This is a genomic window from Vibrio sp. QJM3NY_26 (genome assembly GCF_057786005.1).
Window position 1 is genome coordinate 2,835,088 of record NZ_CM173515.1, and the last position, 23,036, is coordinate 2,858,123.

The 23,036-nt window shown below is 45.3% G+C and carries 14 protein-coding genes; 11 read left to right on the top strand and 3 right to left on the bottom strand.

Translation table 11 applies throughout. The features are described from left to right. Positions 1-15: 15 nt before the first annotated feature. The 11 genes from AC3CH4_RS12470 (at position 16) to AC3CH4_RS12520 (ending at position 18,737) form a co-directional block, all read left to right on the top strand. On the top strand, positions 16-3,405 hold the full coding sequence (locus AC3CH4_RS12470) for a response regulator (protein ID WP_488543020.1): 3,390 nt from the start codon (positions 16-18) through the stop codon (positions 3,403-3,405). 710 nt (positions 3,406-4,115) lie between these two features. Then, positions 4,116-5,798 (top strand): ABC transporter substrate-binding protein, encoded by a 1,683-nt coding sequence (locus AC3CH4_RS12475; RefSeq protein ID WP_004734533.1) that lies wholly within the window; start codon positions 4,116-4,118, stop codon positions 5,796-5,798. Between the two features lie 169 nt (positions 5,799-5,967). Beyond that, positions 5,968-6,954 carry an ABC transporter permease gene (locus AC3CH4_RS12480; protein WP_004734532.1) on the top strand — a complete coding sequence of 329 codons (987 nt, stop codon included), beginning with the start codon at positions 5,968-5,970 and terminating at the stop codon, positions 6,952-6,954. A gap of 2 nt (positions 6,955-6,956) precedes the next feature. Continuing rightward, positions 6,957-7,982, top strand: coding sequence for an ABC transporter permease (locus AC3CH4_RS12485; RefSeq protein WP_004734531.1), 1,026 nt, complete (start codon positions 6,957-6,959; stop codon positions 7,980-7,982). Positions 7,983-7,984: 2 nt separating this feature from the next. After that, positions 7,985-8,968, top strand: a complete 984-nt coding sequence (locus tag AC3CH4_RS12490; RefSeq protein WP_146454918.1) for an ABC transporter ATP-binding protein — start codon at positions 7,985-7,987, stop codon at positions 8,966-8,968. Between the two features lie 87 nt (positions 8,969-9,055). Further along, positions 9,056-10,051 (top strand): ABC transporter ATP-binding protein, encoded by a 996-nt coding sequence (locus AC3CH4_RS12495; RefSeq protein ID WP_017080764.1) that lies wholly within the window; start codon positions 9,056-9,058, stop codon positions 10,049-10,051. A gap of 97 nt (positions 10,052-10,148) precedes the next feature. Next, positions 10,149-11,870 carry a glycoside hydrolase family 9 protein gene (locus tag AC3CH4_RS12500; protein WP_488543021.1) on the top strand — a complete coding sequence of 574 codons (1,722 nt, stop codon included), beginning with the start codon at positions 10,149-10,151 and terminating at the stop codon, positions 11,868-11,870. A 2-nt stretch (positions 11,871-11,872) separates the two neighbouring features. Continuing rightward, positions 11,873-12,757, top strand: a complete 885-nt coding sequence (locus AC3CH4_RS12505) for a glucosamine kinase nucleotide-binding domain-containing protein (protein ID WP_488543022.1) — start codon at positions 11,873-11,875, stop codon at positions 12,755-12,757. 12 nt (positions 12,758-12,769) lie between these two features. After that, positions 12,770-14,716, top strand: a complete 1,947-nt coding sequence (locus tag AC3CH4_RS12510; protein ID WP_488543023.1) for a beta-N-acetylhexosaminidase — start codon at positions 12,770-12,772, stop codon at positions 14,714-14,716. 128 nt (positions 14,717-14,844) lie between these two features. After that, complete coding sequence (locus tag AC3CH4_RS12515) at positions 14,845-17,250, top strand: glycoside hydrolase family 94 protein (protein ID WP_102382982.1); 2,406 nt, start codon at positions 14,845-14,847, stop codon at positions 17,248-17,250. Between the two features lie 74 nt (positions 17,251-17,324). Further along, complete coding sequence (locus tag AC3CH4_RS12520; protein ID WP_488543024.1) at positions 17,325-18,737, top strand: phosphoglucomutase/phosphomannomutase family protein; 1,413 nt, start codon at positions 17,325-17,327, stop codon at positions 18,735-18,737. Positions 18,738-18,889: 152 nt separating this feature from the next. Here AC3CH4_RS12520 and AC3CH4_RS12525 read toward each other — a convergent pair whose 3' ends face one another. The 3 genes from AC3CH4_RS12525 to AC3CH4_RS12535 all read right to left on the bottom strand — a co-directional run bounded on the left by AC3CH4_RS12525 (position 18,890) and on the right by AC3CH4_RS12535 (position 22,802). After that, complete coding sequence (locus AC3CH4_RS12525; protein WP_004734523.1) at positions 18,890-19,918, bottom strand: ABC transporter ATP-binding protein; 1,029 nt, start codon at positions 19,916-19,918, stop codon at positions 18,890-18,892. Beyond that, positions 19,918-21,543, bottom strand: a complete 1,626-nt coding sequence (locus AC3CH4_RS12530) for an ABC transporter permease (RefSeq protein ID WP_017084265.1) — start codon at positions 21,541-21,543, stop codon at positions 19,918-19,920. The genes AC3CH4_RS12525 and AC3CH4_RS12530 overlap by 1 nt, the downstream gene beginning before the upstream one ends. 245 nt (positions 21,544-21,788) lie before the next feature. Beyond that, complete coding sequence (locus AC3CH4_RS12535; RefSeq protein ID WP_488543025.1) at positions 21,789-22,802, bottom strand: Fe(3+) ABC transporter substrate-binding protein; 1,014 nt, start codon at positions 22,800-22,802, stop codon at positions 21,789-21,791. Positions 22,803-23,036: the final 234 nt, after the last annotated feature.

The following is a 23,036-nucleotide window of genomic DNA, read 5'->3' on the forward strand; positions in this document are numbered from 1 at the left end:
AGTAGTACCCAATTTATGTTTAGATTCTATCGTAAGCAGAAGTTTAAGCGCCTTCAAAATACCCTAATGCTGGCATTTCTTGTCCTCAGTATTACCCCAGTGACACTTATCGCGATATTTTTCCTCCAGTCGCACAGTCAGGATCTTCAGGAACAAAGTACTTCGCACCTTGTTTCAGTCCGTGATACTAAGCAACAGCAAATTGTCGATTACCTACAAGCTCAAGAGTCCCAAGTGATGGGCTTTGTTCGCTCAGAACTTGCCAATGCCAGTGGCGGGCGATTCTATGGTTTAATCAATGCGTTCCAACGCTTAGGGTTAGATATTGACGAAGCGCGCAGTAATGCGCAGCAGCGTTACATTCAAGGCTCTGGCGATCAAATCAAGACATCGATTCTTCCAGAATCTAGTAGCTTTATTGGCAGCGAACGTTATCGACTGCTTCACAAGCGCTACCATAACTCATATCAGGAATTGCTTAAGCGTTCAGACTTTGATGACATTCTATTAGTCGACATTAACGGTAACGTCGCTTACTCAATCTTTAAGCGTGATGATTACGGCACTAACTTGCTAACAGGTAAGTACAAAGATTCAAACCTAGGCGTTACCTTTCAACGCTTAGCAAAAGACGTAAAAGACAAACGTAAATCCAACGAGGACTATACGCCGGTTATCGTTTCTGACTTTAAAGATGAGAACGGTAAGCAGACGGCTTGGTTAGGTGCGCCTATTGTTCAACAAGGCTACCTGCACAGTTACGCCATGTTTAGGCTGCCAATCAATGGGATTACTAAGCTGATTGCGGATCTCAACAAGAGTTCAAATATTCAAACACTGCTTGTGGGTGATGATCACCTGCCACGCAGCCTCGCCCATTCGCAAGAGTCGATTAATTTAAGCTTAGACGTTGTCGACAAAGCATTGGCTGGCGAAACAGCCGTTGGTACGTTCAACAACACTCAAGATCAAGCGATCATCGCAGCATATACCCCAATTGAGCTGAAATACGCAACATGGGCTCTTGTCGTAGAGCTGCCAGAAAAAGAGGCGTTTGCCCGTATTCATCAGTTAGAGAAGATCTTCGTGATCGTGATGCTAACGGCGATCATTCTTGTGTTTGTCGCATCGCATTATCTGTCCAATTTCATCACTTCCCCTCTCCTCAAGCTCACATGGGCTGCCGAGAAAGTCTCTGCTGGTGATCTTGATGAAACCATGATCAATACCGAACGCAAAGATGAAATAGGTCGACTCGCGGTTAGCTTCGAAAGAATGCAGCGATCGATCCGTGAAAAAATGCAGCTCATCAAGAGCCAAAACGGTGAGCTTGAGGACAACCTTAAGACCATTCAGAAGCAAAACGACGAATTGCAACTGGCGAACAAACTTAAAGATGAATTCTTAGCCACCACCTCACATGAATTGAGAACGCCATTGCATGGCATGGTTGGCATCGCTGAAGCGCTAATATCTGGTGCTAATGGCCCTATTCCTGCCAACCAGAAGTACCAATTGGATATCATCATCAATAGTGGTCAGAGGTTGGCTACACTGGTTGATGACCTGCTTGATTACCACAAGATGCGCTATGGCAGCTTGGATATTAAGAAGTCTGCTGTTGATTTATCTGCTGCCACCAGCTTAGTGCTTGAGTTATCTCATCATCTGTTAGGTAACAAACCAATCCGCATAATTAACCAAGTACCAAGTGATTTAGGGCTCGTTTCATCGGATCCTCAACGACTTGAGCAAGTGATGTATAACTTGGTTGGCAATGCCATCAAGTACACATCCGAAGGTAAGATTGTTATCTCAGCAAGCGTCATCGACGACAACATTCGAGTACAAGTTGTTGATACCGGCCAAGGTATACCTGCTGAATATCTTGAACACATCTTTGAGCCATTGATTCAAGCTGGCCAAGACGCAAGTAGCTATCGTCAAGGTGCCGGCCTTGGGTTATCCATCAGTCGTCAGTTAATCGAGTTGATGGGTGGGTCACTGTATGTAAGTAGCCAGCCGATGCTTGGCACTACGTTCAGCTTCACATTACCTTTAGCTACCCAAGAAGAACTGGATTGCTACAGTGAATCAGGGAGCTACTCACACTTCCAAGCGCCCGATTTAATCGATAACAGCCAGCAAGAAAACAGCGTTATCAGTGAAAATCCAGATGGCCCGTTGTTGGTAATTGCTGATGATGAGCCGGTAAACCTACGCGTGTTAGACAGCTTCTTGAAATTGGAAGGTTATCGAGTACGTACCGCATGTGACGGCCCTGAAACCATCGAGTTGATTGAAAAAGAGAAACCAGAATTACTTCTGCTCGATATTATGATGCCGGGTATGAGTGGCTATCAAGTGTGTGAGGCGCTACGTAAACAGTATGACCATGCACAATTGCCAATCATTATGCTCACTGCACTAAACCAAGCAGAAGACCGGGTTCGCGGTTTCGAAGCGGGTGCCAATGACTATTTATCCAAGCCTTTCAACAAACAAGAACTGGCGGCTCGAATTACTGCGCACCTATCAGCAAGCAAAGCTGAGCAAAGACGTCTTGAGAATGATCAGCTGCAACTAGAACTTAAACACAGGGCCATGGTTGAAGCTAACCTACTAGAAACTCAAGGGCGTTTGTTAGAGCAGTTGGAGTCTGCCCCAGAAGCGATCATCTGTATTCGTGATGACCAACGTATTCGCTTCGCCAACGAAGCGGCTGCTAAGCTGTTTAGACGTGGGCAAGAACAACTCAAGCGCTCAATGGCCGACGAGATCATCGCGCCTAAATACCTGAAGGTGGAACAAGCTCACTACTGTGGTGATATTGATATCTATATAGACGACACACGTCAGCGCATTCCAAGTGATATCCTTAAGCTACCTGAAGGCTCAGGGCTCGACACCATGTATATCTTCAATGTCGGTGGTGGCGTTAACTCAAACCGAGTCAATAACCTTGAAACAGCGGTTGAGGCACTTTCAAGCTACGCCTTTGAAGGTGACAAAGATAAGCTTCAACAACTGAAGGAGCTTGGCGGTGAATTTACTCGCCTTGCAGATAAGGCAACCGGTGAAGGTAAAAACAAGCAAGAGCTGATGCGTGAAGTACTAGTCGATGTCATGACCAATGCCATTATCTACTGGGAGTCGGTTACAGGGGAGACCAAGTTTGCTTTCGCAGAAAAGAGTGGCTTGTGGCGAGTCTACTTAGACCGTAGTACCCTGCAAACTAGAACGCTAGACAAATACCTACGCGTAGAAACTCTACCGAAAACACCTCGCTGGCGAACGGTACTGAGCTCTATCGAATTCATTCTTGAGCACTGTAAAGAACAAACACCAGAAAGAACTCATATCGAGATGCTAAGAGATAAACTGCAGAAACTACTGACCAGCTAACCCTGAAGTAATATCACGATACTGTAAATAATGGAGCCCACCTAGCGTGGGCTTTTTTATGAGTATCATTCACGAACAAAGCACAATAACGTCTATTCAGACACACTTATTTCACTGTATTAAACAAGCAAAGTGACACGTTACTCAAGCTTAAACAATCATCAGTTCAATCACTCTTTGGAAGCTTTTTCTTGGCTGAATTTCACATTCCTCTGACTCTTTGTTGCAGTTTGAGAAGCGAGTCACAACAGAACGGCAGATTTAATTTTCTAGGGAAATTTAACGTAAAATCGGCAAGTGACCAAGATCTACAATTACACCATCCCAGCCTAAGGCTTTATAATAAAAAGCTTATAAAGTTAGTGACCACTTACAATTAACCGACATAGCAAAACCAAATGCGAGTCACATCACCTTAACAATTGCGCACAAAAAACCATCAAAGCACCCCATTTTGACGTTAATGACGTGGGATTGTGTCTTTTTAACGTTTTTGACGGGAAACGAGTTTGATTAATTCATCGATAAGGTGTTTTCTTACTCCTGCCAAAGGCCTACAGGCCACTCTTACCACTTCTCAGAATCAGCGATGAATCTGGAGCAATGAAGAAGAGGTAGGCCTTTAACTAGAGTGTGTATCTACTAAACAATTTAGCGACAGATAACATTCAATCCATTAGTGAAATGAAAGCAAATAGTAAGGAACAGCTATGCTTGCCAATATAAAAAAAACAGCAATAGCAACAGCAATTATTGCAACTGCTACAACAGGTTTTGCATCAGTAGCAACAGCTGCAGAACGCAGTGAGTTGACTATTCACCCGAAAGAGTACACTACATTCGTACGTAACTTTAACCCGTACCTTGGTGCTACCAACCTACATACTACAACCGACTTCCTTTATGAGCCGCTAGTAGTATTTAACGAAATGCACGGTAACACTCCAGTGTTCCGTCTAGCTGAAAACTTCACAATGTCAGATGACCTGATGAGCGTGGTTTTCGACATTCGTAAGGGTGTTAAATGGTCTGACGGAGAAACTTTCTCTGCTGATGATGTTGTTTTTTCTTTCAACCTTGTAAAAGAGAAGCCAGAGCTTGACCAATCTGGTATCAACTCTTGGGTAACTTCTGTAGAAAAACTTAACGACTACCAAGTTAAGTTCAGCCTAACAGAAGCAAACTCAAACGTACCTTATGAGATTGCTAAAGTACCTGTAGTGCCGAAACACATTTGGAAAGACGTTAAAGATCCATCAACGTTTACCAATGAAAACCCTGTAGGTTCTGGTCCATTTACAGAAATCGATACGTTTACAGCGCAACTATACATCCAGTGTGCTAACCCGAACTACTGGGATGCAGACAACCTAGATGTTGACTGTCTACGTGTTCCACAAATTGCAAACAACGACCAATTCCTAGGTAAAGTTGTAAACAGTGAAATGGACTGGACGTCTTCTTTCGTTCCAGATATCGACCGTACATACGCAGCAGCTAGCCCGAAACACCACTACTGGTACCCGCCAGCAGGTACACAGGCATTCATCGTTAACTTCAAGCACCCTGATGCTGCGAAGCATGAAGCATTGAGCAACGTTGAATTCCGTCGTGCTTTCTCTATGGCTCTTGACCGTCAAACTATCATCGATATCGCATTCTACGGTGGCGGTACTGTGAACGATTTCGCATCGGGTCTTGGCTACGCATTTGAAGCTTGGTCTGATGAAAAAACTCACGACAAGTACAAGGGCTTCAACACTTACAACGCTGAAGGCGCGAAGAAGCTTCTTGCTGACGCTGGCTTCAAAGATGTAAACAAAGATGGTTTTGTTGACACTCCATCAGGCAAGTCTTTTGAACTAATGATTCAATCGCCAAACGGCTGGACTGACTTCAACAACACAGTTCAACTAGCGGTAGAACAGCTAAACGAAATCGGTATTAAAGCGAAAGCTCGTACACCTGACTTCTCTGTTTACAACCAAGCAATGCTTGAAGGTACATACGACGTAGCATACACAAACTACTTCCACGGTGCGGATCCATACACGTACTGGAACAGTGCTTACAACTCATCACTTCAATCTGGTGATGGTATGCCTCGTTTCGCGATGCACTTCTACCAAAACGACAAGCTAGATGGTCTTCTAAACAGCTTCTACAAAACAGCTGATAAGAACGAGCAGCTAGATATTGCACACGGTATCCAGCAAATCATCGCTGCAGACCAAGTGACAATCCCAGTGATGTCTGGTGCTTACATGTACCAATACAACACGACTCGCTTCACTGGTTGGTGGAACGAAGAAAATCCAAAAGGCCGTCCAAACATTTGGGCTGGTATTCCAGAGCGTCTACTTCATGTACTGGACCTAAAACCAGTTAAATAAGTAATCGTTCAATCTTTGCGGCGTAACTTCTTACGCCGCTTATAAAAATCCCCACACTATCAATTGAAAGTATGGCGCTAGTCGTCAGGGGATTTTTCGTTCCAAATTTCGCTAGGAGCGACCTGAATCCAGAAACAGGGAAACAATCTGGGTGAGTAAGGTGTGAGTTATGGGTTATTTTTTAAGACGTTTGTCATTTTATTTTGTCGCGCTATTAGTTGCAGCGACGTTAAACTTTATTATTCCAAGAGCAATGCCTGGTGACCCAGTTACCATGATGTTTGCGAACGCTTCTGTTCAAGTTACTCCTGAGCGTATTGCGGCAATGAAAGAACTATTAGGCTTCGTTGATGGCGGCTTACTGGTTCAATACGGCGCATACATGAAGAACATTCTAAGCTGGGAGCTTGGTACATCAATTCAATTCTACCCACTTTCAGTAAATACACTGTTAGGTGGCGCATTCGGTTGGTCGCTATTCTTAGCAGGCACTGCCGTTATTCTTTCTTTCTCGATTGGCTCAATCCTAGGTATTTTTGCAGCGTGGAAACGTGGCAGTAAATACGATGCCTTTGTTACTCCAGGGATGCTTATTCTACAAGCCGTTCCTCAAGTTGTTATTGCCATGCTTGCGCTATTTACCTTCGCAATTGGTTTGAAGTGGTTCCCAACTGGCTACGCCTATACCGCTGGTACGATACCTGACTGGACAAGTTGGGCATTCATCAAAGACGTTGCTTACCACGCTTTCTTACCTCTGGTATGTGCTTCGGTTGTTCAAATTGGTGGCTTCCTAGTAAACATGCGTAACAACATGATCAACCTACTCGCAGAAGACTACATCACCATGGCGAAAGGCAAAGGCCTTAGCGAAAACCGAGTGGTATTCAATTACGCAGCTCGTAACGCGATGCTACCAAGTGTGACAGCACTTTCGATGTCTCTAGGTATGGCAATCGGCGGTCAGTTAATTATCGAAATCATCTTTAACTACCCAGGTCTTGGTAGCGTACTTTTCAACGCAATTAACGCTCGTGACTACCAAGTATTGCAAGGCCAACTGCTTATCATGACGCTATTCATGCTGTTCTTTAACCTTGTTGCAGACATGCTTTACGTTGTTCTTGACCCTCGTCTTCGTAAGGGTGGTAAATAATCATGAAAGATATTCTAAAACTCATTTGGCGCAATCCGATGGCCCTAACCGGTGTCATCATCCTAAGTATTTTTATTCTTGGTGCTATTGCGGCTCCATTGATCACCAAACATGTACCAGACAAGCGTACAGGTAACCCACACGAGTACCCTGGCTTCGTCGTAAAGTCTGCACAAACGAACCCTGACGGCTGGGTTGCTCAAAACCTAGCAGACGACCGTCGCACACTTATCATGTCTAAGAAGGCAGACCATGTACTGGGGACAACTCGTATGGGCCGTGACGTTTGGTCACAAGTGGTATACGGCGCACGTGTATCTCTGGCTGTAGGTTTTGGTGCGGGCCTTACCGTATGTTTACTAGCAACGGTTATCGGTGTTTCCGCGGGCTACTTTGGCGGCCGTGTCGATGACATTTTGACAGCCGCAATGAACATCATGTTGGTTATTCCTCAATACCCATTACTGTTCGTAGTTGCAGCCTTTATCGGTGAGGCAGGGCCACTCACCATAACCTTAGTTATCGGCTTTATGTCCTGGGCTTGGGGCGCGCGTGTTGTTCGTTCCCAAACGTTAGCACTGCGTGAAAAAGAGTTTGTAAAAGCCGCTGAAGTTTTGGGTGAATCTTCATTCCGTATCATCTTCGTAGAGATTCTTCCAAACCTTATCTCTATCGTTGGCGCGAGCTTCATCGGTTCGGTGATGTACGCAATCATGATGGAAGCTACGATTTCGTTCCTAGGTCTTGGTGACCCGAACACAATCAGCTGGGGCATCATGCTTTACAACGTTCAAACCTCTTCATCAATGCTGATTGGCGCTTGGTGGGAACTGTTGGCTCCTTGTATCGCATTAACACTACTTGTAACTGGCCTTGCTCTACTTAACTTCGCGGTCGATGAAATTGCCAACCCGCAACTGCGTTCTCACAAAGGCATGAAGCGTTGGAAAAAACTAGCGGCTCAAGATAAAGAAGAACGTGAACCAGAACTACCACCACAAAATGCACTTTGGAGCGGAGATAAATAATCATGTCTGAACCACTAATTTCAATCCGCAACTTATGCGTGGATTACATCACAGAGTCTGGCGATGTTCGCGCGTGTAATAACGTAAGTTTTGACATCGCTCCGGGTGAAGTATTCGGCTTAGCTGGTGAATCTGGCTGTGGTAAATCAACCGTTGCTTTCTCTCTTATGCGTCTTCATAAGCCGCCCGCTTACATCAGTGGTGGTGAAGTCATCTTCAATGGTGAGAACATCCTTGAATACAGTGACGAACGTATGCAAGCGTTCCGCTGGAGCGAGATGTCGATGGTATTCCAGAGTGCGATGAACGCACTCAACCCTGTACTTCCAATGGAAGAACAGTTCTGTGATGTGATTATGCATCACACCAACATGACTCGTGAACAAGCTAAGCAACGCGCTGAAGGTCTACTTGAAATCGTCGATATTCACCCGAGCCGATTGAGTGACTACCCTCACCAATTCTCTGGCGGCATGCGTCAACGCTTAGTTATTGCTATCGCTTTAGCATTGAATCCAAAGCTGATCATTATGGATGAGCCAACGACCGCGCTTGATGTGGTTGTTCAACGCGAAATTCTACAAAAGATCTATGCACTAAAAGAAGAGTTTGGTTTCTCAATTCTGTTCATCACCCATGACTTGTCATTGATGGTCGAGTTCTCTGACCGTATCGGCATCATGTACTCAGGTGAGCTTATCGAGGTCGCGAACTCTCAAGATATTCTAGAAAACCCTTACCACCCTTACACCAAGGGGCTGGGTAGTTCTTTCCCTCCACTAACAGGGCCAAAGACAAAACTAGCGGGTATTCCGGGCAACCCTCTGAACCTCTTAGAGATTCCTGAAGGGTGTCGTTTCCAAGCTCGTTGTGACCGTGTACATGAAACTTGTACTAAGGTGCCAACCAAGCTTCGCTCTATCGACCCGGGACACTTGTCTAACTGCCACCTGTACGGTGACCCAATAGTACAAAGGAAGCTATAGCTTGCACGCTGACTCAGCGTGGATAACGAATAAGGCGACTCGACCGCCGAAAAGCAAGCAAAGCGAACAAGGATTCTGGAGACAATTATGAGCAAAGATTTCGGTCAATTATTGGTAGAAGGCAAGAATGTCGTAAAAGACTTCCCAATAAGCAGTACCACCATTCAAACCCCAATGATGCGTGCGATTAACGACGTGTCATTCAAGATGTACAAAAGCCGTGGCCTAGCGGTGGTTGGTGAGTCTGGTTCAGGCAAATCAACAACAGCAAAAATGATCGCAAAAATGTACGCACCTTCGGGCGGTACGATCGAATACAAAGGTCGCGATATCCAAGAGATCTCAAGCAGAAAAGATCTCATGCACTACCGTGAAGGTGTGCAGATGGTATGGCAAGACCCGTTTGGTTCACTGAACCCAACACACAATATCTTCCACCACATCGCTCGCCCTTTGTTGATCCACAAAAAAGTATCTCCGGGCAACAAGAAAGAGTTACAGGAACGTGTATACGATCTTCTAGAGCAAGTGGGGTTAGTACCACCGCAAGCGACGGCAGAAAAGTACCCTCACCAACTCTCAGGTGGCCAGCGTCAACGTGTCAACCTTGCACGTAACATCGCGGTAGGTGCGGAAGTGGTTCTAGCCGATGAGCCAACCTCAATGCTTGATGTATCGATTCGTGCTGGTGTTTTGAACCTGATGGAAGAGATGAAGTTTGAGAAGCAAATGTCTCTACTTTATATCACTCACGACATCGCAACTGCTCGTTACATCGCTGAAGATCTTTCCGTAATGTACGTTGGACACATGGTGGAATGGGGCGATACCGATGACGTTATTGCTAACCCTCAACACCCTTACACTCAGCTATTGGTTTCGGCAGTTCCAGATCCTAAGAAATCGATCCACGACCAACTAGCAGGTAACAAAGGGGAGATCCCACTTTGGACACCAGTATCAGCAGGTTGCCCATTTGCAGGCCGTTGTACTCACGCGATGGACAAGTGTAAAGAACAGCTGCCTGGGGTTACACAGTTAGCTGATAACCACTTTGTACGTTGTTACCTACACGAAAGCTAAGCAATAAAACCAAGTTAGGGTCTGCGGGCCCTAACTATTTATGTCCAAAAAATTCAAGTACCTAGCCAATAGAAACTAGGACTGTCGGAGAATATTGATGCTGTTATTGACCAACCATATTGGCTATGAATCCACAGGCCCAAAGCAAGCTATCTTACAAACAAAGAAAGCTCGTCTATCGAGCACTACGGCTTTACTCGTTTGTGCAGACAATCATATGACTGTCGGAAATTTTGATGTGGTTAAACAAGGCTACGTAGCCAATTGGCATCAAGGGCAATTCTTCACCATCGATTTCAGTTCATTCGCTGAACCTGGTCGCTACTACGTGCGCTTTGACAACCTGCGTTCAGAAGTCTTCGAGATTGGTAGCAACCTATTAATGAACCACACGTTTTCTGATGTGCTTCATTACTTTAAGTCTCAACGTTGCGGCGGTACTTTCGACAAGAAAGATCAACAGGCACAAATTCTGGGCACTGACAGATACGTCGATGTCCATGGCGGTTGGTACGACGCATCGGGTGACGTAAGCAAGTACTTTAGCCACCTATCTTATGGCAATTACCTCAACCCACAACAAATTCCAATGGTCGTTTGGAACATGCTAAAAAGCGTACGCTTGACTAGCCATAACCCAGACTTCCCAAAATTCTCCATGACTCGTCTAACGGAAGAGGCTCTGTTCGGTACCGACTTTTTAGTGCGTATGCAAGACGCAGACGGATACTTCTATATGACGGTATTCGACAAATGGAGCAAAGATATCAATCAGCGCGACATCTGCGCTTATGCCACTCAAGAGGGTCATAAATCAACGGACTTACAGGCGGGCTACCGACAAGGTGCAGGCGTAGCTATTGCAGCACTGGCTGCTGCATCTGAGCTTGAAACCTCTGGTAGTTACTCTAGCAAAACCTACCTTGATACAGCGGTGAAAGGCTATTGGCACCTTAAAGAACACAACCTTCAATACCTAAACGATGGCGAAGAAAACATCATCGATGAGTATTGCGCCCTACTCGCTGCCAATGAGTTGTACCGAGTGACACAAGATTCTCAATATCTATCAGAAGCAAGAACTTGGGCTAGTCGCTTGCTCTCTCGTCAGCAATCGGATGATTCCTTTGAGTACTTCTGGTCTGCAAATTCTGATGGCTCTCGCCCATACTTTCATGCAGCAGAAGCTGGCCTTCCTGTGATTGCGCTATGCGAATACATCGACAACGAAACCAATGCTGAATTAAAAGAACAGGCCCGTACAGCTGTTGAGCAAGCTTGCCAGTTCGAAATCAACATTACCGACAAAGTCATCAACCCATTTGGCTACCCAAGACAATACGTTAAGTCTGTCGATGGTGATAAGCGTGATGCCTTCTTCGTCGCTCAACAGAACGAGACAGGTTACTGGTGGCAAGGTGAAAATGCTCGCCTTGGTTCACTCGCAACCATGGCTTACCTAGTTCAACCGCACATTAAGGATAATGACCTTCAACAGCGTCTAATCCAGCTTTCACAAAACAGCCTTGATTGGATCTTGGGCCTCAACCCATACCATATGTGCATGCTCGATGGTCACGGCCATAACAACCCAGATTACCTACCTCAGCTTGGTTTCTTCAATGCAAAAGGTGGTGTCTGCAACGGCATCACGGCGGGCTTTGACGATGAACAAGATATCGCATTCAACCCACCAGCACAGAAAGACGACATGCTTCAAAACTGGCGCTGGGGTGAACAATGGATCCCTCACGGCGCTTGGTTCCTATTGGCAACGGCTGCGCAATTCAACTTCCTAGCACAAAGTAAGGAGCAATAATCATGACTCTTTACTACGTAGGTATTGATGGTGGAGGCACTTCTTGTCGAGCTCGAATTCGCGATGACCAAGGCAAGCTGATTGGTGAAGCAAAGAGTGGCAGTGCCAACATCCTATTAGGCGTTGATGTCGCGATGAACTCTATCGTTGATGCAATTACCCAAGCAGCTCAGCAAGGACAACTCGACTCAAACCATTTCTCAAACATGCATGTAGGGTTAGCACTGGCTGGCGCAGAGCAAAAATCAGCATGGCTCGACTTCATGGCACAAGCACACCCTTTCGCAAGCATGACACTCAATACAGACGCTTACGGCGCTTGTATTGGTGCTCACAATGGCCAAGACGGTGCAATCATGATCGGTGGCACCGGTTCATGTGGTATCTACCTGAACAACGGCGAGCAACATGTGGTTGGCGGTCGTGAATTCCCAATTTCGGACCAAGGCGGCGGCGCAGTGATGGGCCTTCGTTTAATTCAGCAAGTTCTACTCGCTGAAGATGGCATTCGCAGCAAAACCCCACTGACTCTACATGTCATGAATCACTTTAATAATGATGTGGATGCCATTGTGGAGTGGTCGAAAGGTGCGATTCCAAAGGATTACGGTCAATTCTCGCCAGTGATTTTTCAACTGGCAAATAAAGGCGATGAACTGGCTATCGAGATGCTCAAGCAAACTGCAGCTGATATCGAAATGTTTGTCTTGGCACTGCATCGAAAAGGCGCTGACAAGGTGTGCTTAATGGGAAGTATCGCTGAACGCATTCACAACTGGCTATCGCCACCAGTACAACAATGGATCGTTAAACCTCAATTCGACGCTATCGAAGGCGCGTTGATGTTTGCCGGGAAACCACAACACAACTTGTATCAACAGGCTTAGCAGGGAAGTTATATGAATTATCGCATCGACTTAGCTGTTCTTTCTGAACAAAAAAATAGCTGCCGATTTGGCCTTACGGTACATAACTTAAGTGACCTCGACGTACAAGATTGGTCACTGCACTTTGCCTTTGACCGATTCATCCTTCCTGAGAGTTTGTCGCAAGGTGAATTGACTCAAGTAGGCAGCTTTTGCTCGTTCAAACCAAATTCGCCAGTGTTAAAGGCCAATAACCATTTCTACCTTGAATTCAGTATTCAAAGCGCACCATTCCGCTTCTATTCTGATGGCTTGAATGATGCCTTTATCCAGTCACATCATGATGGGGAAACATCGGTACTGCCTGTCGCAATATCACCCATTGTACTCGCTTCGCCATACCGTGAACGCAATCAAATTCCTGAAGTGAGCGCAGCTCAAGTGGCATTGATTCCTCAGCCGAATCAGATCGAATTTCAGCAAGGTAGTTTCGCGCTAAATAACGACTGCAGAATTGAGGTTCAATCTCATCTTGCTGATAAGGCAGTCTCTTGGTTTCAGCAAGAATTGCTCTCGACCTTTGAGTTGTCTCTTTCGACCACGCTTTCAACTGAACTTTCAAAAGACGAAAGCGGCGGCATTCTATTTCGCAGCAACCCAACGTTAGATGAAGCCGAATACAAGCTGACTATCACTGCACAACAGATTACTGCTGAATCAGGCAGCCAATCGGGCTTTACACACGCTGTGGCAAGCTTGATTCAATTAGTTCAACAACTGGACGCAGAGAACTTCTCTCTACCATGCTGCCAGATAGCCGATCAACCTCGCTTTAAGTACCGCGGCATGATGTTGGATTGCGCTCGTCACTTCCACTCAGTCGATCAAGTGAAGCGTTTGATCAACCAGTTGGCGCAGTACAAATTCAACGTTTTTCACTGGCACTTAACCGATGATGAAGGTTGGCGAATCGAGATCAAGAGCCTACCTCAGCTTACTGAAATCGGCGCTTGGCGTGGTCCTGATCATGCACTAGAACCGCAATACACACACATTGCTGACAATTATGGCGGCTTCTACACGCAACAACAGATTCGTGAAGTGATTGAATATGCTGAGCAGCGCAGTATCACGGTTATTCCTGAAATCGATATCCCTGGACACTGTCGCGCCGCGATCAAATCACTGCCTGACATGCTAGTAGAGCAAGCCGACACCACTCAATACAAGAGTATTCAGCACTACAACGACAACGTACTAAACCCAGGTTTACCGGGTACTTACCAATTTCTAGATGCCGTCATTGAAGAAGTGGCAGAGCTTTTCCCTAGCGAATTGATCCACATGGGTGCAGATGAAGTACCACCAGGAGTGTGGAGCAACAGCCCTGCTGCTCAAGCTCTGATGAAAGAGCATCAATATCAAGACAGCAAAGACTTACAAGGCCACCTATTCCGTTATGCCGAGAACAAACTCAAGCAACTTGGCAAGCGCATGGTGGGCTGGGAAGAAGCGCAACACGGCGACAAAGTCAGTAAAGAGACCATCATCTACTCATGGCTCAGTGAAGAAGCTGCAGTGAATTGCGCTCGCCAAGGCTTTGATGTGGTGCTGCAACCGGCACAATTTACCTATCTCGACATGACCCAAGATTATGCACCGGAAGAACCGGGCGTAGATTGGGCTGCCGTAATCCCATTAGAACAAGCTTATACCTACGAAGCGCTTGCTGAAATATCCGACACCGACCCAATTCGTAAGCGGATCCGCGGAATTCAGTGTGCTCTATGGTGTGAGATCGTCACCAACCAAAAGCGTATGGATTACATGGTATTTCCAAGAATTAGCGCTTTAGCTGAAGGATGTTGGACACATAAAAACAACCGAAACTGGCTAGATTACTTGTCTCGCCTAAAGGGCCACCTGCCATTACTCGACAGACTCAATGTTGACTATCGCAACCCTTGGAAAGCTCAATAAAACAAAACCAAAGCGACACTCACATCGAGCGGTTGCTGACTCAAATTAAGGTGTTCAGTCAGATAAGACTCAGCATCACTATTTAAAAATTAGCTGCATAGATGCAGTTTGTTAAAAAGGAAATGACAATGAAATACGGCTATTTCGATAACGACAATCGCGAATACGTCATCACTCGCCCTGATGTACCAGCACCATGGACCAACTACCTAGGTACTGAAAAGTTTTGTACCGTGATTTCGCACAATGCGGGCGGTTACTCGTTTTACAATTCTCCGGAATACAACCGTGTTACTAAGTTCCGTCCAAACGGTACATTCGACCGTCCAGGACACTATGTTTATCTGCGTGATGATGAGACAGGTGATTACTGGTCTATCTCTTGGCAGCCAGTGGCAAAAAGCCTAGATGAAGCGAACTACGAAGTTCGTCATGGCTTGTCATACTCAAAGTTCAAATGTGAATACAGCGGTATTACGGCAACTAAAACACTATTCGTTCCTAAGGGTGAAGATGCGGAAGTTTGGGATGTCGTACTGAAGAACAACACAGATAAGCCAAGAACCATCAGCACTTTCTCATTTGTTGAGTTCTCTTTCAGTCACATTCAATCAGATAACCAAAACCATCAGATGTCTTTGTACTCTGCGGGCACGTCTTACCAAGAAGGTGTTCTGGAATACGACCTGTACTACAACACCAACGACTTTGAAGGCTTCTACTACCTAGCCTCAACCTTCTCGCCAGACAGCTACGATGGACAACGTGACAACTTCCTTGGCATGTACCGTGACGAAGCAAACCCAATTGCGGTTGAAAATGGCAAGTGTTCTAACAGCGCGCAAACTTGTTACAACCACTGTGGTTCTCTGCATAAGCAATTTACGATTCAACCGGGTGAAGAGGTTCGCTTTGCGTACGTACTAGGTATAGGCAAAGGCAACGGTGAGCGTCTACGTGAGAAGTACCAAGACACAGCCAACGTAGATGCGGCATTCCAAGGCATCAAAGATCACTGGGACGAACGTTGCAACAAGTTCCAAGTTAAGTCTCCAAACGAAGGCTTAGACACCATGATCAACACGTGGACGCTTTACCAAGCAGAAACCTGTGTGGTTTGGTCGCGCTTTGCATCCTTCATTGAAGTCGGTGGTCGTACTGGCCTTGGTTACCGTGATACGGCGCAAGACGCGATCTCAGTACCTCATGCCAACCCACAAATGACCAAGAAGCGCATTATCGATCTGCTTCGCGGCCAAGTGAAAGCGGGCTACGGTCTACACTTGTTCGATCCTGACTGGTTCGATCCAGAGAAAGCAGACGTTGAACCTTCAAAGTCGCCAACGGTTGTTCCAACACCGTCAGATGACGACAAGATCCATGGCATTGATGATACCTGTTCTGATGATCACTTATGGATCGTACCAACCATCATCAAATACGTGATGGAAACGGGTGAACACGATTTCTTTGACGAAGTGATTCCATACGCAGATGGTGGCGAAGCAACGGTTTACGAACACATGAAAGCCGCACTGAACTTCTCTGCAGAATACGTAGGTCAAACAGGTATCTGTAAGGGTCTTCGCGCAGACTGGAATGACTGTTTGAACCTAGGTGGTGGTGAATCTTCAATGGTTTCATTCCTACACTTCTGGGCTCTACAAGAATTCTTAGACCTAGCTAAGTTCCGTAATAACGATGCTGACGTTACTAAATACACTGAAATGGCAGCGAACGTTCGCGAAGCTTGTGAAACACACCTTTGGGATGACGAGGGTGGCTGGTACATCCGTGGTCTGACTAAAAATGGCGACAAAATCGGTACAGCACAACAAACTGAAGGTCGAGTTCACCTTGAATCAAACACGCTAGCCGTTCTCTCTGGCGCGGTCTCTCAAGAACGTGGCGAGAAAGCAATGGACGCAGTGGATGAGAACCTTTTCTCTGAATACGGCCTACATCTAAACTCTCCTTCATTCGCAACACCAAACGACGATATCGGCTTTGTGACTCGCGTTTACCAAGGCGTTAAAGAGAACGGCGCTATCTTCTCTCACCCGAACCCATGGGCTTGGGTAGCCGAAGCTAAGTTAGGTCGTGGTGACCGTGCGATGAAATTCTACGACGCACTTAACCCGTACAACCAAAACGACATGATTGAAACGCGTTACGCAGAACCATACTCGTACGTGCAGTTCATCATGGGTAAAGATCATCAAGACCATGGTCGTGCAAACCACCCTTGGTTAACGGGCACCTCTGGTTGGGCTTACTTTGCGGTAACCAACTTCATTCTTGGTGTTCGTACTGGCTTTGAAGGATTAACGGTTGATCCTTGTATTCCGACTGATTGGCCTGAGTTTGAAGTAACTCGTCAATGGCGTGGCGCAACTTACAACATCACAGTGCAGAACCCGAATGCGGTAAGCAAAGGTGTTGCCTCTATCACTATCAACGGTGAACAGGTTGAAGGTGCAATTCCAGTACAAGCAGAAGGCAGCGTGAACGAAGTTATCGTTGTACTCGGCTAATCACTTAATTTGATGAACAGCTCCTATCTCAAGTCTTTACTGGCTTGAGATAGTGAGACTAAAAGGATTTTCTAATGATTAAATTTGGTACTGGCGGCTGGCGCGCGTTTATTGGTGAAGAATTCACTAGAGAAAACGTCCGCTTAGTGGCACAAGCACTCTCTAACATCATCAATAATGAAGATGCAGCAAGAAACGGCTTCGTTATCGGCTATGACCGCCGCTTCCTTTCAGATAAAGCCGCGTGCTGGTTTGCTGAAGTATTGGCAGCCAACAACATCAAAGTGAGCTTTATCGACAAGTTCGTTCCGACTCCTATCGTGATGTTCCAAGCGAAAGAGATGGGATGTATTTACTCTGCGTGTATTACCGCTTCTCACAACCCAGCGGACTATAACGGTATAAAGATCTTCATTGAAGGTGGCCGTGATGCTGATGAGATCATCACAGAAAAGATCGAACAACAGATTTCGACCCTAACCAGTGAAGATGTCGTCAGAGTCGATTTTGAACAAGCATTGAATGACAAAGAAATTGAAATCATCAATCCGATGAACGCCTTTGTTGACTCGATCATTAACGCTATTGATATCGAATCGATTAAGAAAGCCAACCTAAAAGTACTGATTGACCCGATGTTTGGTGTGGCAAAAAACGCACTGCAAACCGTGTTAATCAGCGCTCGCTGTGATGTCGACGTGATCAACGATGGTAAGAACCCAGATTTCGGTGGTCTCATGCCATCTCCTAATGCCGCTACGCTCTACCGCTTGAAGCATTTGGTAGCAGCAGAAGGCTATGACATTGGTATTGGTACCGATGGCGATGCCGACCGTTTAGGCATCATAGATGAGAAAGGTCACTTCATTCACCCTAACGAAGTGTTACTGCTTCTTTACTACTACTTATTGGAATACAAAGGCTGGAAAGGCTCTGTCGTGCGTAACATCGCCACCACACATCTGCTCGACAAAGTAGCGGCAGATCATGGCGAGAAGAGCTTTGAGGTTCCTGTAGGCTTTAAGCATATCAGCTCTCAAATGGAAGCCGATGATTCACTAATTGGCGGTGAAAGCTCTGGCGGTTTAACCATTCGAGGTCACATCAAAGGTAAGGATGGCGTGTTCGCATCGAGCTTACTGGTTGAGATGATCAGTGTGACAGGTAAGAAACTCTCTGAGCTGCTTGATGAAATCTACTCTAAGTATGGCTATGCGTATACGGCAGAAGGCGATTGCAAGTTTAAACCTTCAGAGAAGGAAGCGCTCTACACCAAGATCTACGTCGAAAAACAACTGCCTGAATTTGAATACGAAATTGAAAAAGTCAGCTATGAAGATGGTGCCAAGGTGTACTTCAAGAATGGCGGCTGGGTGATTGCTCGTTTCTCAGGAACTGAGCCATTGCTACGAATCTTCGCAGAAATGGAAGATAAAGACACTGCAGAACATGTTCTTCAAAAAGTGAAAGACTTCCTCTCTCTATAGGCTTATAGAGCGCAGCAGTCTTGTATGGGACTTAACAAATCACTGCCTTGTTAACCCCTATAGATGAAGAACTTTTGCCCAGTACTTTCGATTAAAGTGCTGGGCTTTTTTATGGTTCATCACGAATTATCGGTACTATGAGTTGTACCTAATTAGAAAGCCAATACGCCTTTGGTGTCCACTTTTACGTTGACCGGCATACCAACTTCAAGCGCTTCTGACGAGGTTGCCAATAGCTTTTGACCATGTGCTTCAATAACATAACGACAGTGGTCGCCCATAAATTGCTGTTCTAGCACTGAAATAGCACTGTCTTGTTCGTAACTAGCTTGGATATGCTGTGGTCTTAAAAGAAGCTCACACGCACTGCCAAATTCAATCTCCGTTTGTGGTTTAGCTTCAACCACACCCAAGCTGGTTTCAAACTCCAGCTCTGAAATTCGCTGTGCATTGAGGTAACTGCCGCCGCCCAAAAAGTCTGCAACAAACTTACTCGAAGGGTGGAAATAAAGCTCCGATGCCGAACCATACTGTTCAATCACACCATGGTTCATTACTGCCATCTTATCTGCAAACGCGAACGCCTCTTCACGACTGTGAGTCACAAAAATAGCCGTCACACCCTGCTTTTTAAAGATCTTACGAATCTGCGAGATCAACTCATGGCGAACCTGAGTATCGATATTTGAGAAAGGCTCATCCAATAACAATAAATCTGGCTTGTATGCTAAAGACCGAGCAATCGCTACGCGCTGCTGTTGACCACCAGAAAGTTGATGTGGGTATCGGTCACCGAATTCATCTAAATGAACCAGCTCCAACATCTCTTGGACTTTCTCTTTCTTTTGCTGATCAGAGAGATCTTTAAGGCCAAAACCGACATTCTGGTTTACCGTTAGGTGCGGAAACAGAGCGTAATCTTGGAAAATCATACCGATGTTTCGTTGCTCTGGTGGCAACCAATTATCACCATCATCAATGGTTTGACAGTTCAAGCTCATGATTCCACTACTTAATGGAAGCAGCCCTGCAACCGCCTTAAGCAAAGTCGTTTTTCCGCAGCCACTGGCACCAAGAAGACAAACAATTTCACCATGCTCAACTTCTAACGAGAGCGATTCCAAGATGGTTTGCGACTCATATTTACAAGTCAGATCTTTAATTGATAATGCACAACTCATTAGTGTTTCTGCTCCAAAGAACGGTTAACGATGATCAGAGGAATTAAACCCACCAACACCAATAATACAGCAGGCATTGCCGCCAACTCTAGGTGCTCATCTGAGGCATAGTTATAAACATAGGTCGCCAATGTTTCGAAGTTGAAAGGACGTAACAGCAATGCCGCATTTAGCTCTTTCATTGATTCGATAAACACCAGTAAACCTGCGATCAACGCGCCGCGTTTAATCAAAGGCAAATGGACACGACGTAACATCTGGTTGGTATTACAACCCATGGTTTTAGAAGCCATATCCAATGAAGGAGATACTTTACTCAAGCTACTTTCGATACTGCCGATCGCCACTGCAGAAAAACGCACGACCATTGCAAAGATAAGCGCAAACATGGAACCAGAGAATATCAAACCAGGTCGTCCCCACTCCATCACTTTAGCAATGTCATTGACCAAGTGATCCATAAACAACACAGGTACCATCACGCCAATCGCTAACACGGTGCCTGGAACGGCATAGCCCATAGAAGCAATACGCATGTAAGCCTGATTTTTCTTACTTGGGCTAACACGCTGATTAAAATTCACAATCATCGCAATGATAACGCCAATAATCGCCGCGACTACTGACACATAAAGGCTGTTAACCGCATACTCTCTGAATTCAGGCGTCCAACTTTGCGCAAAGTATTTGTAGGCATAGATCATCAACTGGCCAAGAGGGAACAAGAATGCAACGCACACTAATCCCCAACACCAGAACAATGCCAACCATTTTTTCCAACCGGACAAGTCGTAGCGAAAGTCTTCACGACTGCTGAATTGATTCTGGAACAGTTTCTGTTTACGACGGCTATAGCGCTCTGAACTCAACAGTAGGATCACGATAACCAGCATAATCGCCGATATTTTCGCTGCAGCCGTTAAACTTGAGTAACCTAACCAGGTATCGTAAACCGCTGTAGTTAAAGTGTTGACTGCAAAGTAACTCACGGTACCAAAGTCACCGATGGTTTCCATTGCGACAAGCGATAGACCTACCGCCATAGAAGGACGAACAAGCGGTAAAGAGATACGACGAAAGCTTTCCCAAGGTGAGCATTTTAGCAACCGAGCGGATTGTAATAAGGAGACGTTTTGCTCCATAAAGGCCGCGCGGCACAACAAGTAAACATACGGGTAAAGAACGAGGGAAAGAACAATAATGGCACCCGATAACGTTCTAATATCCGGGAACCAATACTCACCGGGTCCCCACCCAGTCAGATCTCGCAGTAGCACTTGAACAGGGCCTGCAAAGTCGAACCAATCGGTAAAGATATACCCGACAATATAGCCTGGCATAGCTAATGGCAGTACCAGTGCCCACTGTAAAACACGCTCACCCGGCACACGGCACATTGCCATAATCCAAGCAGACGGAATACCAAAAACTAAAGACAGGAACATGGTTCCTATGACTAAAACCACCGTATTGTAAGCATAGGTGGGCATCACTGTGGACATCAGATGAGAAAATAGCTCATCTGTTTCTCCAACAGCCGTCGTAAAAATCGCTAAGATCGGTAAAACCAGCAATACTGCAATAATGCCGCTACTGGTGTTCCATAAATAATTCTTTTCTTTCATCGCCTAACTACAACGAGGCTTAATGAAACACAAATGCATTTGCAAATACATCTCATATCCTTTTAATGGTGGGGTTATTTATACCCATATACTGTAACGACTTCAAGGTGAGATGCTAATAACTCAAGGGATCAACGACGAGCTTTGTATCAAAAAGTGATTTTCCAAAAACAAACAACCCCAAGTGACCGAAAATGGCGACTTGAGGTTGTCATTTTACTTGGGCCGAAGCCTACAGTAATAAATTAAAGATCGAACTTAACTTCATCTAATAGCTTGATTGCTGCTGCGTGGTGGTCAGCGATCTGGTCTAGAGAAATTGTATCAGCTTTAAATTCACCCCATGAAGCAACAAGCTCAGAAGGTTTAACGTCTGCTTTCACTGGGTATTCGTAGTTTACTTCTGCGTACATGCTTTGCGCTGTGTTACCAGATAGGAATTCCATTAGCTTAACGGCATTCTCTTCGTTTGGAGAGTATTTAGCCATTGCCATACCAGAGATATTCACGTGAGTACCTGTTGTCTCTTGGTTAGGGAAGTTAATGTAAACAGAGTCAGCCCAAGCTTTTTGCTCTTTATCGTTAACCATCTTACCTAGGTAGTAGCTGTTGCCAAGAGCAACATCACATAGACCTTCTTTAATCGCTTTAACTTGTGCGCGATCGTTGCCTTGAGGCTTACGTGCTAGGTTTGCTTTTACGCCTTCTAGCCACTCTTTCGTTTCAGCTTCACCTTTGTGAGCGATCATCGAAGATACTAGAGAAACATTGTATGGGTGCTTACCGCTACGAGTACAGATTTTGCCTTTAAATTCAGGCTTAGTTAGATCTTCGTAAGTGAACTCTTCACCTAGACGACCAACACGGTCACGTGAAGAATAAACGCTACGTGTACGAGTTGTTAGAGCAAACCACTCGTTAGCAGTATCTTGGTACTGAGTAGGGATGTTCTTTTCAAGTACATCACTTTCAACAGATTGAACTAGACCTTGTTTAGTGAGTTCAGATAAACGACTGATATCGACAGTTAATACAACGTCAGCTGGGCTATACTCACCCTCTTGAGCTAACTTCTCTGCTAAACCTTTTTTAGCAAACTTAACGTTTACTTTAATGCCAGTCTCTTTCGTGAATTCCTTGAACATAGGCTCAACTAGGAAAGGTTGACGGTAAGAGTATACGTTCACTTCTTCCGCAGCCATTGCTGTCGGGGCAATCACACTACACGCTAGAGCTGAAAGTGTTAGCAGTTTTTTCATTGTAAAATCCTTTATATCGAAATGATAATCTATATCAGTTGCGTTATTATATTCATCAGTAACATAATTACAATGATGTCCGACAAAAAATTCGTCTGCTCAGCACCATCAAGCTCGCACTTTTGTAACAATGTATTTCAGAGGATATTCATATCATCTCCTATCCAAAATACTCGCTCACTCTCTCTTGAGAGATCATTGTTGCTTAGACATAAATAACAAGAAACCCCATAA